Here is a 16945-nt window from a genome sequence, read left to right as displayed (position 1 = left end):
GCGCCTCAGGGGTGACACACCCGCATCCCCCACCTCCGTCCCCGAGGAGCAGCCGGTCCGCGCCCTCCGAGAACCCACCCTTTGGTGATGTGCCGTAGGTCATATCCTTCGTGCGGGGCGGCACCCGCCGCACAGGATGGGGCCATGCACACGCCCTTCGACAGCCCCACACCCCGTCAGGTCCGGCCCGGCGAGTACCCCGTGGTGGACGAGGCCCTGGTCCTGGTCAACCGGGACGTCACCGCGACGCTGCCGGGGCAGGGGCCGCTCCGGCTGATGGCCCTGCCGCCCTGGGAGGAGGGAGAGCCGGAGAACGTGTACGTCACCCTGCCCAACGGGGAGTGGTGGGGCAACCAGCTCTGGCAGGGCTCCCCCGACCCGCCCCGCGACGAGCCCCTCGCCGCTCTCGCCGCCGTCGCCGAGGCAGCACAGGACACCGTCACCGAGTGCCTGTGGCAGGCCTGGCCGGTGTGCTCCGTGCACGACCTCGGGATGCATCTGGGCGAGCAGGACGGGCGGCCCGTGTGGCGGTGCGCCGGAGCCGGTCGGGACCCGGAGCACGTACGGGCGGCGGTCGGGGAACTCGACACCGTCCACCGACCGCACCGCCCGAACCGCAAGCGAAGGCAGAAATAGCGGGCGGTCAGACCAACTCCTCACGGAAACCCTGGCGCCACGACGGGTACCGGAGTTCCCAGCCCAGTTCCCGCCTCGCCTTGGCGTTGGAGAAGCCGCGGCCCTCGGTCATCATGCCCACCACCATCTCGCCGGCCAGCAGCCGGGCCGTCCACGCCGGGAGCCGCCGGGGCGGTTTGGCACCGGCACACTGCGCGAGGAACGGCAGCCATTCACGGACCGGCGCCGGCTCGTCGTCGACGATGTTGAAGACGCCCCTGGCCTGCTGCTCCACGGCCAGGACGGTGCCGCTCGCCGCGTCGTCGAGATGCACCCACGAGGTGTGGCCGGTGCCGCCCCCGACGAGCGGGAACATCCGTCTGCGCACCATCCTGACCTGGTCGTCGTTGGCGCCCGGGCCGTAGAACGCGCCGTAGCGCAGGGCCGCCCCGCCGGCCCCGACGACCGCGTTCTCGAGGTGACTGATCGCCCTGGTCCCCTCCACCACCTGCAGCGGGTCCTCCTCGGTCTTGACCCAGCCGCCCTCCCGGATCCCGTTGAAGCTGGCGTGGCTCTGGGCGACGACGTGGGAGACGCCGGTCGCCTCGGCGGCGGCCAGCAGATGGTCGATCCCCTCGGTGCGGAGCCGGTTGGTGGTGGCGAAGAAGCGGTCGGCCTGCCTCATGTTCGGCCTGCCGGCGTGCGCCTCGGAAAGGCCGGTCATCTGATGCACGATCACGTCCGGCCGGGCCCCGGCCACCGCCTGCCCGACCGACACCGCGTCCAGCCCGTCCATCACGACCCCTTCGGCGCCCAGCCGCCTCAGCAGGTCCAGCTTGGCCCGACCCGTCGTCGTGGCCGTCACCTGATGCCCCCGGGCCACCAGTTGCCCCACCAGCCGCCGCCCCAGAACTCCGCTCCCGCCTGCCACGAACACCCGCGTGACCATCACCTTCCCGATTCCGAAGCCTGTCTTCGACCTGTCTTCGACCTGTTTCGTGAGCTGGGACGAGACAGCCCGGCCGCCTGTGACACGGGAAGTAATGCGGTCGCCGAGAAATAACTGGGCACACTAGGTTGTTTCCTAGGCCCTCCAGGAAAAGAAGGGAAGCATCCATGGCCAGAGCCGGCCTCACCCCCGCCCGCATCGTCGAAGCGGCAGCCGACCTCGCCGACGAGGTCGGCTTCGAGAACGTCACCCTGTCCGCCCTCGCCCGTCACTTCGGCGTGAAGGACGCGAGCCTCTACTCGCACATCAGGAACCTCGACGACCTCCGCACACGCCTCGCGCTGTTCGCGGGCGCCGAGCTGATCGACCGCATCGCCGTCGCGGTCGCCGGGCGGGCCGGCAAGGACGCGCTGGCCGCCTTCGCCGGCGCCTACCGGACGTACGCCCTGGAGCGGCCCGGGCGGTACGCCGCCACCCAGATCCGTATGGACCAGGCCCTGATCGCCGCCTCCCCCGACTTCCGCCGCACCGCCGAGATCACCTACGGCATGCTCCGCGCCTACGGCCTCGACGAACCCGATCTCACCGATGCCGTACGCCTGTTGCGCAGCACCTTCCACGGCTACTGCGCCCTGGAGGCCACCGGCGGCTTCGGCGCCGCGCGCGAGGTGCAGAAGTCCTGGGACAAGGCCGTCGACGCCCTGCACGTGACGCTCGAACACTGGCCCCGGGAGAAAAGCACCGAGAAGAAGAGCAAGGAGCAGAGCAATGGCTGAGGACCTGCACTACGACGTACACGGCAAGGGGCCCGTCCTCCTGATCGTTCCCGGCGGGTCCGGGCACCCCATGGGATTCGCCCCGATGACGGACGTGCTCGCCGACCGCTTCACCGTCGTGACGTACGACCCCCTCGGGCTGGCCCACGGGCGGCTCGGACAACCCGTCGGCGACCAGCGGGTGGAGGAGTGGAGCGACGGGGCGCGCCGGGTGCTCGACGAGGTGCTCCCCGAGGGCGAGTCCGCGTCTGCCTTCGGGTCCAGCTCTGGCGGTATCGCCGTCCTCGACCTGCTCGCCCGGAATCCCGGGCGGCTGAGCCACGTCGTCGCGCACGAGCCGCCGTGCGTCGGGGTGCTCCCGGACGGGGCCCGGCAGCAGGCCATGTTCCGGGAGGTGTACGACACCTATCGAGCCGCCGGGCTACAGGCGGCCGCCGTTCGGCTGGGCGCCGGGCTGACGGGACAGGAACCGGAGGAGCGCCCGTCGGGTCAACCGCTGTCCCCTGACGAGGAGTTGGTGATCCCCATGGCCCTCTTCCTCACCCGTGTGCTGCGGCAGTTCACCTCCTACGCTCCCGCTCTCCCCGCACTCACCGCCTCCTCCGCCCGCCTCACCCTCGCCGCCGGCACCGACTCCCGAGGTCAACTGCTCCACCGCACCGCCCGGTTCCTCGCCAAGCACAGCGGCAGCCGCTTCGTCGAGTTCCCCGGCGGGCATGTCGGTGTGGCCGAACATCCCGTCGCGTTCGCCGAGCTGCTCGCCGGGACGCTGCTCGGAGGTTGCGGCACACCCGTCCCGCTGACCACTTAGACTGGAAGCTTCGGGGGAGGGAGCGTGCCTTGTCTCAACAGCAGCTGGGACGCGGTCCCTTGAGATCGACCGGCACGGCACCGGAACCCGCCGGGCCGAGCGAGACCGCGCGGTTCGTCGGCTGGCTGGGCAGCCTCGGCTGCGCTGCCGCCGGGTACGCCGTGTTCCAGTTCCTGTTCGGGGTGCTGCCCGGCGCCCTGGGCGGGGAGGCGGCCAAATACCTGGTCTCAGGGGTCAGCGGGATCGGGACCGGCGTGGCCGCCTGGCTCGCGGCGGCACTGCTCCGGGCCCGGGCCGCGGCCGGACCCTCCCGGCCCGCCCTCACAGCCCCCGCCGCCGCGGAGCCCTCCACTCCCGGTCCGCTCCCGCAGCTGTTCGCCGCCGCGTACGGCGCGCTCGCCGACAAGGTGTGCGTGGTCGACGACCCGGCCCGCGGGCGGCTCACCGGCTGGTCGCACTCCCTCGGCGAGAGCAGCCCGCCCCGTCCCACCTCCGTCGGCACCGCGTACGGCCTGCACATCATGCTCGACCTCGGCGTGCCCGACGGGCGGCTGCGCACCGGGGATCTCGTCGACACGCTGTGGCGGCTGCGGCTGCCCGACGGGGGCTGGTCCGCGCGGTCGCAGGGCGCGGAGGCACGGCCCGAGGTCACCGCCCTGGTGCTGGGTGCGCTGGCCCGCGCGGGGGCGTCCGGCGACCGGCTCACGGAGGAGGTGGGCCGCTGCACGGCCGGCTTCACCCGCGAACTGGACCGTGCCGGGCGGGAGTCGACCCACGTCGTGACGACCGTGCTGCGCGGACTGCTGCGCGCCGCGCCCGGCTCCACGGTGCTGCCCGTGCTGCGCGAGGCCCTGGCCGACAGCGCGATCAGCGACCCGCGCCGTGAGCACCTGCGCTGCTGGAGCTACCGTCTCGACCCGCCGTACGGCATGCCCTCCGCACTGCACACGGCGCAGGCGGTGGTGGCACTCGACCGGGCCGCCCGGGTGCTGGACGAACCCGAGGGCGCGGGAGCCCGCTCCGCCCGCGAGGACGGCGTCCGCTGGCTGCTGGCCTGCACGAGCGCGGCCCACAGCCGCTGCCCGGACCTGCGGAACCTGCGCGAGGAGGTGCGCCGCCCCCGGACCGACGACCCCGAGCGCCACGAGGTCCTGAACGTACGGCACTTCACCGCCTCCTGGGTGCTGCGCGCCCTGATGACCCCGGGCGCCCGCGAGGTCGCGGCGCAGGACGGGCTGGAGGAGGCGTGGCGGGAGCGGCTGGACGGCGCGGCGGCCGCCGTGCGGGCCGGGCAGACGGACGGCATCTGGTCCTGGGGCCGGACCGACAGCAGTGAGCTGCGGCACCCCATGTGGATGACCTATCAGGGTCTTTCGGCGCTGCGGGCACATGCCGTATGGATGTATCGACCGGAAGAGTGAACCGGAAGCAGCGAACCCGGAGGTATGTGTGCATGGGCGGTCGGCAGGTTCTGGCGGCGCGACGACTGCTGGCCGGGACACTGGAGGGTGAACTGCCCGAACCCGAACTGGTCGCCGCCGCCCGCCGCGTCGTCGCCGAACTCGGTTCGCCCGAGCGGCTGTTGGAGCTGGTCGCCGAACTGGCCTCCGGGGAGGGCGATCCGCAAGGGTGCGCCCGGCTCTCGTACCGGCACGTCCTCGGCTTCGACAAGCTGCTGCTGCTCGACGGCGGGCCGCGGCACATGCTGCGCGCCCACCTGTGGCACCCGGGCGCCGGCGCGATCGGCAAGGAGGACATCCACAACCACCGTTCCCCGCTTGCCTCCTACGTCGTGCGCGGACGGCTCGCCATGGAGTTGTACGACATCGAGGACGGCGGCAGGGACGGCATCACGGCCGCCCGCTACGAGGAGTCGCTGAAGGAGGGTTCGGCGGACTGGCTGCTGGAGCCCGCCGGTCCGGCGCGGCTGCGGCTGACGCATGTGGGGCAGTACGCGGCGGGCAGCGCCTACGCCCTGCCCGCGCACACCCTGCACCGCGCCTGGTGCGACACGGACGTGCCCACGGTGACACTGTTCCTGGAGACGGGCAGCGGGCGACGGCGGCACACCGACGTGTTCACCGCGGCGGGCCCCCACCCCGGCGCCGTACCGAAGGTGCCGCTGGAGGCCGACGACTATCTGGCAGCGCTCGACGGACTCGCCGAACTGCTCAGGAGCTCGTGAACCGATGAGTTCAGGAGCTGAGGAGCTCAGGAGCTCAGGAGTTCATGAAGGCCTGGTCCACGATATCGAGGTTGTACTCGTCGATCTCGACCGTGGTCAGCTCGGAGCGCGCGAGCCAGGCGTAGGACTGGTCGGCCCGAGGCAGGGTGATCTGCTCGGTCAACGGCCTGACCAGGAAGTTCTCCTGCCAGTTCTTGATCTCGTGCCCTCGGTACTCGCTGACGAAGGACGATTCGCCGACCTTGCGGAGGACCTCACCGAGGAGCCCGGTCTCCTCCTTGAGCTCCCGCAGCGCACCGTCCCGGGCGCTCTCGTCCGGATCGAGCTTGCCGCAGGGGACGCCCCACACTCCGGGCAGGAACTTCTCCGTCTCACTGCGGCGGACCAGCAGCACCCGGCCCTCGTCGTCCATCACGACCGCAGCCGCCAGTCGCTTGTCGCCGGGGATGTCCATGTCCATGGTTCCTCGGTCCCTCGCCGGAGATGAGTCCAAAGGGTCTGATACCCACGAAAGTCTCCACCCTACCAAGGACTCACCGCCGAGCGCTGTGAGCCGGGTCATGAGAGGTCGCCCACCGAGTCGGCGTAGTACGTCGATCCCTTGAGGTGCAGGGCGAGTTCGCGGAAGCTCCAGCCCTCGCCGGGCGAGGCGTCGAGCTGGTCGTCGGTGAGGGCGTCGAGGCGGTTCGCCCAGATACGGGCGAGCCGGGTGAGGCGGCTGCGGGCCTCGTCGAGGTCCTCCCCCGTGAAGGGCGCGAGGTCTGCCCGGGTCGTCACGGCGGACGCGTGCCAGTGGTCCGGCTGGGGTTCCTCGCCCGCCAGCCGGGCCTCCAACTCCGCGAGGTGATCGACGAGGTGGTCGGCGACCCGGCGGATCGCCTTGTGCGGGGTGTACACGCGGTCGTCGGCATGGGCGGGCTCGCCGTCCCAGTTCGTCCAGGTGGCGGCCAGTGCGAGGACGTGGTCGACCATGCCGGTGACGGCCCGGACGGGTGTTTCCTGCGGGGTTTCGCTCATACCGGGAGGCTAGGAGCCCATCGTTTCGGTGCCCGCCGAACTGTTCACGCCGAACTGTTCACGCCGAACTGTTCACGCCGACGACGGCCCGGACAGGTGAACGGGTGAAAACGGACTGCTCCATGAGAGGTGCCGCGCGCGGCTGTCGCCCACCGCACGCATGCCGCTCCTCGATCATCTCGGCGTCGGCGCTCGGCCGGCCGTGAGACGAGGAGGGCCCGATGTCGGATCGGATGGTTTCCCGGAGGCGGTCAGGCCGACGGCGCGCCAAGTGGGCCGCGGTCTGTGCGGGGTTCGCCCTGGCGCTGGCCATGGGACAGCAGGGCGAGGCGGCCGCATCCGCCGGCCCCACGCCGCCACCGCCGCGGAACATCCTCGCCCTTCCTGTGTCGTTGCTCGGTGGCGTCATCCACCCGGACGCACCGCCGGCCGGAGCCGACGACTGGAACTGCAGGCCCACCCGTGAGCATCCTCGCCCGGTCGTCCTGCTGCACGGAACCTGGGCGAACGCCTACGCCAACTGGAGCGTGCTGGCCCCGTGGCTGAAGCAGCAGGGTTACTGCATCTTCGCCCTCAACTACGGCGGGGCGCCCGGTGATCCGATCAAGGCCACCGCCCACATCCCGGTGTCCGCCCGGCAGATCGCCGTCTACGTCGACCGCGTGCTCAAGGCCACCGGTGCCCGGCAGGTCGACCTCGTCGGGCACTCCCAGGGCGGTGGTCTGACCCCGCGCTGGTATCTGCGGTTCGAGGGCGGCACGGATCCCGCCCACCCGAAACGGAACAAGGTGCACAGCCTCATCGGCCTGGCGCCCTCCAACCACGGCGCAACCGGCTCCGGCATCGGCACCCTGACCACGAAACTGGGTCTCAACAAGCCCGTGTCCCTCCTCGTCGGCGAGGCGTACGAGGACCAGCTGGTCGGCTCCGAGGTGAACCGGACGCTGGACCGGGACGGGGACACGCAGCCGGGGGTCCACTACACCGTCATCGCCACCCGGTACGACGAGGTCGTCACCCCCTACTACCACCAGTTCCTGACCGCGGGACCGGGCGCGAAGGTCGACAACATCACGCTCCAGGACATCTGTCCTCAGGACAAGTCCGAACACCTCTCGGTCGCGGCCGACTCCAACGCCCTCCAACTCGTGTCCAACGCCCTCGACCCCGCCCACGCCCAACCCGTCCGCTGCGGCCTGTCCCTGCCCGTGCTGGGCGGCTGAAACCAGCGCCGAGGTGCGCGGCTCGCCGCCCGCGGCATAGGCGCCCGCGGCATAGGCGCCCCGGACGTCGCCCCCGTCGTACAGCGGGAGCAGTGCTGGGCGGGCTACTGCGGCGGTACCTTCCCGAGCCGTAGCGGCGACCTGGGAGTCGCTGACCGACGCCAGGTGCAAGGACGGCACGTGCACCGGCGGGTTCGCGGGCACGCACCTGCGGCTCATCGACTGGAACGGGAAGTTCCAGAGCGCGGACAAAGTCGTCCGGGCCCGGATCACCGGGACATCGCCGTCGGCGCGGACTCCACTCTGACCTGGGCGTACGTACCGGTCACACCGTCGTACGCGACCGCACTCAACGGCGCCTCCCCGACCTCTAAGACGCTGAGCATCGCCCGGCTGACTCCCTGACGGACGCACGTCGGTGAGGGCGCAGGACGGGTGTCCGTCCCAGTGGTCCGGGCAGGTGAGGCTGCCCGGCCGCCACTTCCACACGCCAGTGGCAGACCGGCCGTTGTCGCGGAGCTCGGCGCGGATGAGGCAGGACACGGCCCTGTTCCCCGCCGGGCACGGGGGCGACGTCCGGCGACAGCCGGCGGGCCCGATGGCCGCGCTCCCGCGCATGAGCAGGTGCGCTGCGGGCACACGGCCGGGCGGCGCGCGGGGTTCGGCCCTGCGCGCCGCCACCGCTCAGTGAGCCCCTGCGGGATCGGACTGCGCCACGACGACCTCGGCCCCGGGCCCACCGAGCGACACCCGCACCTCGGGCCCCTCGCTCCAACGCACCGTCAACTCCCCGGTGCCGTCCGCCGCTACGCTCACCGTCTCCCCCAGCGGCACGGGAGCCTCCTCGCCGGTGAGCCTCGCCAGCGCGACGAACAGGCTGTCCCCCTCGCCGCAGACCCCGGTGAGCTCGTCGGAGAGTCCGGCGGCCGGCGACAGCTCGGCCCGCAGCCCCTCCGTGGCCGCCCATCCGGTCATCCGCACCACCGTCCCGGGCTCGGCACCCGTGACGAGATGCGCGCGCACCTCCACGGCCCCGCGCGCCAGCACCACGCTGGTCACTCGCGCCCCTGCGCCGGCCGTGTGCCGCGACGCCGCCCAGCCGTCGCCCACACCCAACGGCTCGATCTCCGTGCGGCTCGGATCGTCGCCGACGATCACGCTGTTGTCGTACGACGACGCGGGCGCCGTCACCGTCGAATAGGCGAGGCGCGTGTAGTACGGGTCGTAGCGGACGTCCTCGCTGCCGTGGTTGTGGAGGCGGACGACCCCGTCCGAACTCGTGGACTGGAGCATCCAGTTGGGGGCGGCGATCGGCGTGAGGGCGTCGGAGCGTTCCGCCGGGCCCGGCTCCTCCGCTGCGGTCCACACCGGGTGGTCCGGGGGCAGGAGCAGGCCGAGGAAGCCCTTGCTCGCCCAGTACGGGGAGGCAGGGCCCGAATAGCCTTGCAGGACGGCGGTGTCGGGGCCGTGCCAGCCGAGGGTGAGCAGGCCGCGGGAGTCCATCGCGCCGCGTTCCAGGAAGTACTTCAGCGCCCCCGACGCCAGCCGCCGCGTCTCCCCCGGCGGCAGCGGCGTGTGTCCCGTCAGCGCGCCCAGCCACAGCGGGGCCGTCGTCGCGAAGCGGTAGGTGAGCGAGCGGCCCTGGTGCATCGGGGCGCCGTCGCCGCCGAACAGGCGGGCGTAGTCCCGGAGATGGCGGGACAGGCGCCCCCCGTACAGGTCCAGCAACCGGCGGTCTTCCGCCAGCCATGCGTGCAGCACCGGGTACAGGTGCATCGCCCAGCCGTTGTAGTAGTCGAACTTGCGGCCGTCGCCGTCGGTGTACCAGCCGTCGCCGACGTACCACTCCTCTATGCGCTCCAGGCCGTGGTCGACCGCCTTGCGGGACGCTTCCGTCTCGTAACCGATTTCGTCGAGGAAGCCGCCCACCGTCACCGGGAACAACTCCCAGTTGCAGGGCCAGGCTTCGGCGGTCAGCGCGTCCCCGAGCCAGGCGGCCGCCCGCTGTCGTACACCGTCGTCCAGCCGGTCCCACAGCAGCGGGCGGGTCAGCCGCAGCGCGAGTGCGATCGACGCCGCCTCGACCAGGGGCTGGGTGCGGTCCTCGATCCGGGGCCAGGCTCCCGCGACGCCGGCCGCGAGCCCCTCGGCGTACCGCTGCAGCGCGGTCTCGTCGCGGCGGAAGGCCGCGGCGAGCAGCGTACGGGCGTAGCCCTCCAGGCCGTCGGAGAGCCGGCCGGTCCAGCTCGTCCGGTCGCCGGGGAGGTGGTAGAGCGCGCCGCCCTCCGCGGCGTACGGCTCGACCGCGGCGAGCAGGGCGTCCGCGGCCGCCTCCCAGTGGGCACGGGTGTAGCCGGTGTGCGGACTGGCGGTGCGGTCCTCGGCAGGCAGGTGCATCGGTTCTCTTTCAGGAGCTGCGGCGACGGACGAAGGGGGGAACCTGGGGCGCCCCGGTTCCGGTCGAGACGCCCCAGGAGTTCATCCCACCCGCACCAGACCCTCCGGCACCAGATGCTGGGCGACAAGTGCGTCGCGGACAAGTGCCGCGTACACCGTGGCGCCGTGGACGGAGGTGTGGGTGTTGTCCTTCTTCTCGTTGTAGAGATAGATCGCCTTGGAGCCCTCCACGCCCAGGGACTCCACCAGCGCCTTCGTCCTGGCCGTCAGGTCGACCAGCGGCACGTGCTGCGCCGCGGCGACCGAGCGGATGACAGCAGGATGGTCCACTCCGAGGCTGTTGACCAGCAGTGCGGTGTTGTTGTTCAGGGTGCCGTCCGCATTGAACCAGCGCCGCACGATGGGGGTCACCAGCACTGGTTCGCCGCCCTTCTCCCGTACGCCTGCCACCAGTGTCTCCAAGTTGGCCCGGTACGTCGCCTCGTCGGTGGTCTTGTCATTGTGGGCCAGCTGGATCAGGACCAGGTCGCCGGGGCGGATCAGCGGCTGGACGGTGGCCCAGAGCTGCGGGTTCTGCAGATACGTCACCGTACTCTCGCCGGAGTCCGCGTAGTTGGCGACGGACAGGCCCCTGCGGAGGTACTGCGGCAGCTGCTGGCCCCAGCCGGAGTACGGGGCGCCAGGCTGGTCGCAGACCGTGGAGTCGCCGACCAGGAGGATCTGGCGGGCGTGCCGGGCGGGAGTGACGCGGATGTCCGCGAGCGCGGGGGCCGAGCCGCCGATCACCAGATCCAGACCCGGGGTTCCGACCGGTCCCGTCGGCTCGCCCTCCGGCGTGCGCACGTTCACCGTGAAGCTGCGGGCGACCCGCTCGCCGGCCGCCGCGGGTGTCTCGGGAAGCAGGGAACGCCGGGTCTCGCCGCTGACGGCGGTACTCGACGCGGCCTCGCCGCCGAGGAGGACCTTCACGTCGTACGTGCCGGGCGGGACGTCGAAGTGGCAGGCGTCGGCGGTGCAGTTCTCGATGCCGAGGGGGCGGTGCCCCTCGTGGGCCTGGGCCGGTGCGGCCGTCAGACCGGCGCTGAGTGTCAGCGCTGCCAGCAGGGCGAGGTTGAAACGTCTCATTCGCGCATCCCTCCGAGGAAACGACCGGACGACAAGGCCTGGCGGCAGGGACCGTATCGCTCTCCGCAAGCGCTTTCTAGCCTCTGGACCGATTTCACAAGATTGCCAACTTCACGCATGTGAAAGCCCTTTCGCGAAATCGATTCAACTGTCACCCTCACAACCACTCGCACCACCCCCACACGGCTTCCGGAGGAGGCACCCCCCATGTCCGAGACCGCGAACAGACCGGTCGGCCGCCGTACCTTCGTCCTCGGTTCCGCCGCTGCCGCCGGGACGGCCGCCCTCGCCGGGCCGCTCGCCGCCCCGGCGTCGGCCGCGGGCTTCGGCTACTCCGACGACGGGTCGAACTACGTCGTCGACACCGGCGCCAGCCTGGTCTTCAAGGTCAGCAAGACCAACGGCGACCTGACCTCGCTGGTCTACAAGGGCACCGAGTACCAGGGCTACGGCGGCAAGAACTCGCACATCGAGTCCGGCCTGGGCACCTCCACGGTGACGGTCAAGCAGTCCGGCTCGACGATCCTGATCTCCGTCGCATACGGCACGCTCAAGCACTACTACGCGGCCCGCAGCGGCGAGAACAACGTCTACCTGTGGACCAACAAGGCCGACGACTCGGTCAGCGCGACCCGCTACATCGTGCGCGTCAAGGCGGGCATGTTCCTCAACGACGAGCCCGACTCCTACACGTACGCGCCGACCACCGTCGAGGCCTCGGACGTGTTCGAGAAGTCCGACGGTCAGACCCGCTCCAAGCACTACTCGAAGCGCAGGGTCATCGACTACGACTACATCGGCTGGTCGACGGGGAGCGTCGGCCTGTACGTGGTCCGCTCCAACCACGAGAAGGCCTCCGGCGGCCCCTTCTACCGCTCCCTGCTGCGCCACCAGAGCGCCGACGGCGGCGGCCTGTACGAGATCCTCTACTACGGCGAGAACCAGACGGAGGCCCAGCGCTTCGGCCTCCAGGGCCCGTACGTCATCGCCTTCACGGACGGCGGCGCGCCGTCCTCCGCGCTGTACCACGCCAACCTCACGACCTCCTGGGCGGACTCGCTCGGCATCTCGGGATACGTCGCGGCGAGCGGGCGCGGCAAGGTCGCCGGCGTCGGCATCACCGGACGGAACACGGCGTTCCCGTACACCGTCGGGCTCGCCAACCCGGCCGCGCAGTACTGGGGTTCGGCCCGTCCCTCGGACGGCTACTTCGCCATCCCGGGGGTGCTGCCGGGGACGTACACCCTGACCGTCTTCAAGGGTGAACTGGCCGTCTACTCCGGCTCGGTGACGGTCACCGCGGGCGGCACGACCACGCTCAACTCCATCGCGATCCCGTCCTCCAACGACCCGGGCAACGCGAGCGCGATCTGGCGCATCGGCGACTGGAACGGCTCGCCGAGCGGGTTCAAGAACGCGGACCTGATGACGTACGCGCACCCCTCCGACAGCCGGGCGGCGTCCTGGACCGGCAACGTCGTCATCGGCAGCGGCACCGAGACCTCCGCCTTCCCCTGCTACCTCTGGAAGGACGTCAACAGCGGCATCATCGTCTACTTCAAGCTGACGGCCGCGCAGGCCGCCGCCGCGCACACCCTGCGCATCGGTGTGACGACGGCCTACGCCAACGGCCGTCCGCAGATCAGCGTCAACGACTGGACGTCGTCGATCCCCTCGCCGCCCAGCCAGCCGAGCACCCGGTCGCTGACCGTGGGCTCGTACCGGGGCAACAACTACACGTTCACCTACAGCGTGCCGGCGTCCGCCTGGCTGACGGACACCGGCGCCTACAACACGCTGAAGATCTATGTGGCGAGCGGTTCGGGGTCGACGTCCTTCCTGAGCGCCGGAACTTCGATCGACGCCATCGACCTGCTGAGCTGACGTCAGGTCCCGTGCGTCCACTGCTGGTTGGTCGCTCCGTTGCAGGTGTAGGTGATGATCGCGGCGGAGTTGGCGGTGGACGCGCCGGACACGTCCAGGCACTCGCCGCTCGCGCGGGACACGATGTTGACGTAGCAGGGCAGGGATGGCCGGATCGCCGCCAGGGCGATTTGGCGTGTCGGGCCAGGCGGCGCTGGGGGCCGACCTCAGGCAGGTGTGGCGACTCTCAGTTGAGGGAGTGGTGGCCGGTGGCCGGGAGTAATCGCTCGGACGGCAGCGATCACTCGGACGTGTGATACCGATCGATGATGTGCGCGGTCGAAGAACACGCGGGCCAGGTTCGCGGCACGGCACGTTTCCGGATGACCTTGGGCCGCTCGATGTAGGCGGTGTTCAGCTCGGAGGCGGACGACTCGGTGACGTAGTTCCGGAACTCCCAGTTCGTCAGGTCGGTGGAGCGGTGAACTGGACGCCGTTGGGGACGGTCTGGGCGGCCGCCTGCGCCGGGCCGGCTGTCGCGAGGGCACCGAACAGGGCAAGGCAGAGGGCGAGCAGTACCGCGTACGCGCGTCGCATCTCAGACACTCTCCTTTGCGGAGCCGGCGGCCGTGTCCGCCACGGGGATGCCGAAGTGGGGGGTGCCGTCCGGGTGCCAGCCCAGCTTCTGGACCCGGGTGTGGCGGTTGGGGTCGTTCAGGGGGTCGCCGGTGATCTCCTTGTACTGGCGGGCGTGGTAGACGAGGACGTCGCTGCGGCCGTCCTCGGCGACCGTGAAGCAGTTGTGGCCGGGGCCGTACTGCTCGGTGGTGTCGTTGCTGGTGAAGACGGGGACCGGCGACTTGGACCAGTTGGCGGGGTCCATCAGGTCGGCGTTCGCGTCGACGGTCAGCAGGCCCATGCAGTAGTGGTAGTCGGTGGCGCTGGCCGAGTAGGACAGGAAGAGGCGGCCGTTGCGGGCGAGGACCGCGGGGCCCTCGTTGACCTTGTAGCCGATGGTCTCCCAGTCGAACTCGGGGGTGGAGAGCCGGACTTGGGGGCCCGTCAGGGTCCACGGGTTCGCCATCTTCGACAGCCACAGGGCGGTGTTGTTGTCCATGCCGGGCTCGTGCTGGGCCCAGACGAGATAGCGGGTGCCGCGGTGGCTGAAGGTGGTGGCGTCCAGGGAGAAGGTCTCCCAGGCGGTCTTCACCTGGCCCTTCTCCACCCAAGTCCCCTTGAAGGGATCGGGGTGGGCGTTCTCCAGGACCCAGATGCGGATGTCCCAGACGCTCTCGGCGGGCGCGGAGGCGAAGTAGATGTACCACTTGCCGCCGATGCGGTGGATCTCCGGCGCCCAGATGTGCGCGCCCATCACGCCCGTGGCGTGCTTGGCCCAGATGACTGACTCGGCTGCGGTCGCCAGGCCGTTCAGGGTGCGGGAGCGGCGCAGGATGATGCGGTCGTACTCGGGCACGGTTGCCGTGAAGTAGTAGTGGCCGTCGGCGTGGCGGTGGATGTACGGGTCGGCGCGCTGACGCACGAGGGGGTTCACGAACGGGGCCGCCTTCGAGGCCGGCGCGGCGGTGGCCACGGTGGCGGGGGTGGCCGCCAGGGCGCCCGCGGCGAGGGCGGCTCCCTTCAGCATCAGGCGACGGCTGGGGACTTGGGGCAGGTCGTTGTTGCGGCTCATACGGCTGCCTCTCGGCGGGGGACGTTCGAGGTAGCGAACACCATCTGTCATTACGAACGCCGAAAAGGTAAGGGTGTGGAACGAGGAGGTCAACGGGTCTGACGGGACTGACAGAGAGCGCTTTCGCGATTTCCGCCGTAGCGCGGTTTTTTCTGTTATCGGCGGCCCTCCGGCCCGTCTCCTCTGACGTGCGCAGCCATACCCATCAGACAGCAGCCGTCGCCGGAGCTCTCGCGGCGGTCGCCGCCCTGCTCTCCACCGCTCCTCCCGCGGCGGCCGCCGGTACCCGTGACGTCACCGCCGACGTGCTCGCCGACCGGGACGTGACGCTCACCGGCGACACCGTGGTCACCGTGCCGTCCGGGACGACGACGTACGACGGGGTGTTCCGCGGTGAGGGCACGCTGACCGTGCGCGGCGGCGGAACGCTGGTCCTCACCAAGGACAGCGACTTCACCCTGCCCGCGTCACGGCAGCATCAGGTGGTGAAGACGCAGGGCGGCAACCACCCGTACGTCACCACGGCCGACGCCGACCCGCCCGCGATCACCGTCGAGCGGGGCGCGACCCTGCAGTACGGCAACGGCGGGACGACGGGGCTGCTCGGGCACTTCCCGTACAACACCCCGGGGTTCCGGCTCAACCAGGACAACATCCGGGTCGACGGCACGCTGCGACTGTCGCTGACGAGCGCCTACAACCTGGGCACGATCAGCGGCTCCGGTCTGATCACGCAGCCGCGCTTCCTCTGGGGCAGCTGGGCCCTGTCGGGCACCCACTCCTTCTCGGGGGTGATCGACAACGGCACGCAGCTCAACGCCGGCGCGCCGGAGTTCGCCACCTCGCTGCCGAACATGCGCAAGGTCCTCAACCAGGGCACCTGGACCGTGGACACGCCTCTCGGTCAGACCGTCACCATGGGCATGGACTTCTACCAGCGCGAGTACGGCAGTGACATCAACGTCCAGTCCCGGCCCGGCAGCAAGGTGGTCCTGACCGGTCAGTACAGCTGGTCGAACCAGGGCGGCGACACCAACCCCTCGCTCAGCGACCCTTCCCTGAACTGGACGCCCGCGCACAAGAACGTCAACAAGCGCGGCACCAACATCAAGGGCGCGAACGTCCAGTGGGGCGACGGCACGACCGACAAGATCTTCATGCCGGGCACGGCAGAGACCGTTTACATCAACCTGCTTGCGGCGCGCTCCCGTTCGCTGCTCACGTTCGACTACGACGGGCCGGTGACGCTGGGCGCCCCCATCGGCGGCGGCAGGTTCCACGACACGCTGGCCGCACCCGGCGCCGGGGACATCGTCATCAAGGGGACGAAGGGCAACGACGTGACCTTCGCCGCCGTCCAGTACTACAACGGCTCGACGACGGTCGAGAAGGGCGCGGTGCTGCGACTGGGCAGCGGCAAGCAGGGCGGGGACGGCGGGCTCTACACCAACGGTGACCTCTACAAGGTGGTCGACAACGGCTCGCTGGTGCTGAACAACACGGGCAAGCCCCTGGCCCTGTCCCGGATCAGCGGCAGCGGGTCGCTGACTCAGACCGGGGCCGCCACGGCGACCCTGACGGGAAGCGGGGTGACGTACACCGGCACGACGACGGTCGAGAAGGGCACCCTGGCGCTGCGCTCCGGCGCGAACCTCGTCCACAGCAGGGCGATCAGACTCGGTTCGACGGGCTCGCGGCTCGACGCCGGACCGTCCGGACTGCGCGTGGCCACCACGCTGACCGGCAAGGGCACCGTGAAGGGGTCGGTGACCAACGACGGTGTCGTGGCGGGTGGGGTCACGGTCGCCGGGAGCTACAGGCAGAGCGCGAAGGGCGAACTCGTCCTGGGCGCCCAGCCGTTGAAGGTGACGGGATCGTCGGTCCGACTGGCCGGAGACCTCGACCTGGCGGCCGCCGGGGCGAAGCCGGCCCGTGCGATCACCGTCATCGAGCATTCGGGGAAGTCGAAGACCACCGGCGCCTTCAGGGGGCTCAAGGAGGGCACACAGCTGAAGCTCGCGGACATCACGTACCGGATCAGTTACCGCGGCGGCGACGGCAATGACGTCACCCTGACCGCGACCGGCGGGAGCCCCTCCCCGGCCGCCGACCACCCGGACAGCGCAGCGTCCGGCGGGGCGGCAGCAGGCACCGCGAACAGCGCGAGCAGCAGCGGCCTCGGTTGGTGGCCGTACGTGCTGGCGGCGGGGCTGCTCGTCGGGCTCGCGGTGCCCGCGGTCAAGCGCGGGCGTGGTGGGCAGCGCAGGGGCGGACGGCATGCGGCGCACGGTTAG

At 70.9% G+C, this 16945-nt stretch carries 15 protein-coding genes and 1 pseudogene; 8 read left to right on the top strand and 8 right to left on the bottom strand.

Annotated elements, in window-relative coordinates; genetic code table 11:
- Positions 1-144: 144 nt before the first annotated feature.
- The gene (locus tag LJ657_RS05850) at positions 145-636 is read left to right on the top strand and encodes a hypothetical protein (protein WP_232647139.1); all 492 of its coding nucleotides are present in this window, start codon (positions 145-147) and stop codon (positions 634-636) included.
- Positions 637-643: 7 nt separating this feature from the next.
- Here the strand turns inward: LJ657_RS05850 and LJ657_RS05845 are convergent, their stop codons facing one another.
- Positions 644-1564: an NAD-dependent epimerase/dehydratase family protein gene (locus tag LJ657_RS05845; protein WP_232647138.1), complete on the bottom strand. Its 921-nt coding sequence runs from the start codon at positions 1562-1564 to the stop codon at positions 644-646.
- Between the two features lie 167 nt (positions 1565-1731).
- Here LJ657_RS05845 and LJ657_RS05840 point away from each other — a divergent pair, with 167 nt between their 5' ends.
- Genes LJ657_RS05840 through LJ657_RS05825 form a run of 4 tightly spaced genes read left to right on the top strand, consistent with a single transcriptional unit; the run spans position 1732 to position 5336 of the window.
- Positions 1732-2340 carry a TetR/AcrR family transcriptional regulator gene (locus LJ657_RS05840; RefSeq protein ID WP_232647137.1) on the top strand — a complete coding sequence of 203 codons (609 nt, stop codon included), beginning with the start codon at positions 1732-1734 and terminating at the stop codon, positions 2338-2340.
- The gene (locus tag LJ657_RS05835) at positions 2333-3151 is read left to right on the top strand and encodes an alpha/beta fold hydrolase (RefSeq protein WP_232647136.1); all 819 of its coding nucleotides are present in this window, start codon (positions 2333-2335) and stop codon (positions 3149-3151) included. Before LJ657_RS05840 ends, LJ657_RS05835 begins: the two co-directional genes overlap by 8 nt.
- 29 nt (positions 3152-3180) lie before the next feature.
- The gene (locus tag LJ657_RS05830) at positions 3181-4572 is read left to right on the top strand and encodes a hypothetical protein (RefSeq protein WP_232647135.1); all 1392 of its coding nucleotides are present in this window, start codon (positions 3181-3183) and stop codon (positions 4570-4572) included.
- A gap of 32 nt (positions 4573-4604) precedes the next feature.
- Complete coding sequence (locus LJ657_RS05825) at positions 4605-5336, top strand: hypothetical protein (RefSeq protein ID WP_232647134.1); 732 nt, start codon at positions 4605-4607, stop codon at positions 5334-5336.
- Positions 5337-5370: 34 nt separating this feature from the next.
- Here LJ657_RS05825 and LJ657_RS05820 read toward each other — a convergent pair whose 3' ends face one another.
- Positions 5371-5790, bottom strand: a complete 420-nt coding sequence (locus LJ657_RS05820; RefSeq protein ID WP_232647415.1) for an NUDIX hydrolase — start codon at positions 5788-5790, stop codon at positions 5371-5373.
- A 104-nt stretch (positions 5791-5894) separates the two neighbouring features.
- A complete protein-coding gene (locus tag LJ657_RS05815) occupies positions 5895-6353 on the bottom strand; it encodes a hypothetical protein (RefSeq protein ID WP_232647133.1) in 459 nt (152 codons plus the stop codon).
- Between the two features lie 221 nt (positions 6354-6574).
- Here LJ657_RS05815 and LJ657_RS05810 point away from each other — a divergent pair, with 221 nt between their 5' ends.
- Complete coding sequence (locus LJ657_RS05810; RefSeq protein ID WP_232647132.1) at positions 6575-7576, top strand: esterase/lipase family protein; 1002 nt, start codon at positions 6575-6577, stop codon at positions 7574-7576.
- A 684-nt stretch (positions 7577-8260) separates the two neighbouring features.
- Here the strand turns inward: LJ657_RS05810 and LJ657_RS05805 are convergent.
- Together LJ657_RS05805 and LJ657_RS05800 are read right to left on the bottom strand one after the other, a co-directional pair.
- Positions 8261-9973: a DUF2264 domain-containing protein gene (locus tag LJ657_RS05805; RefSeq protein WP_232647131.1), complete on the bottom strand. Its 1713-nt coding sequence runs from the start codon at positions 9971-9973 to the stop codon at positions 8261-8263.
- Positions 9974-10054: 81 nt separating this feature from the next.
- Positions 10055-11098, bottom strand: coding sequence for a rhamnogalacturonan acetylesterase (locus LJ657_RS05800; RefSeq protein WP_232647130.1), 1044 nt, complete (start codon positions 11096-11098; stop codon positions 10055-10057).
- A 207-nt stretch (positions 11099-11305) separates the two neighbouring features.
- Between LJ657_RS05800 and LJ657_RS05795 the strand changes: the two genes are divergently transcribed.
- Positions 11306-12982, top strand: a complete 1677-nt coding sequence (locus LJ657_RS05795; RefSeq protein WP_232647129.1) for a rhamnogalacturonan lyase B N-terminal domain-containing protein — start codon at positions 11306-11308, stop codon at positions 12980-12982.
- 2 nt (positions 12983-12984) lie between these two features.
- On the opposite strand, the pseudogene LJ657_RS05790 reads toward LJ657_RS05795, so the two are convergent.
- From LJ657_RS05790 to LJ657_RS05780, 3 genes and pseudogenes are all read right to left on the bottom strand, one after another.
- Positions 12985-13116: pseudogene (locus tag LJ657_RS05790) on the bottom strand (RICIN domain-containing protein); the annotation flags it as partial.
- Positions 13117-13426: 310 nt separating this feature from the next.
- On the bottom strand, positions 13427-13558 hold the full coding sequence (locus tag LJ657_RS48895) for a hypothetical protein (protein WP_372487811.1): 132 nt from the start codon (positions 13556-13558) through the stop codon (positions 13427-13429).
- Position 13559: 1 nt separating this feature from the next.
- Complete coding sequence (locus LJ657_RS05780) at positions 13560-14651, bottom strand: glycoside hydrolase family 43 protein (RefSeq protein WP_232647128.1); 1092 nt, start codon at positions 14649-14651, stop codon at positions 13560-13562.
- 188 nt (positions 14652-14839) lie between these two features.
- On the opposite strand from LJ657_RS05780, the gene LJ657_RS05775 reads away from it, so the two are divergent.
- Positions 14840-16945, top strand: a complete 2106-nt coding sequence (locus tag LJ657_RS05775; RefSeq protein ID WP_232647127.1) for an autotransporter — start codon at positions 14840-14842, stop codon at positions 16943-16945.

It is taken from the genome of Streptomyces guryensis (assembly GCF_021261325.1).
Classification (GTDB): Bacteria; Actinomycetota; Actinomycetes; order Streptomycetales; family Streptomycetaceae; genus Streptomyces; species Streptomyces guryensis.
Note: the sequence above shows the minus strand (reverse complement) of the source record. Positions and strands in the feature narration are given on the sequence as shown.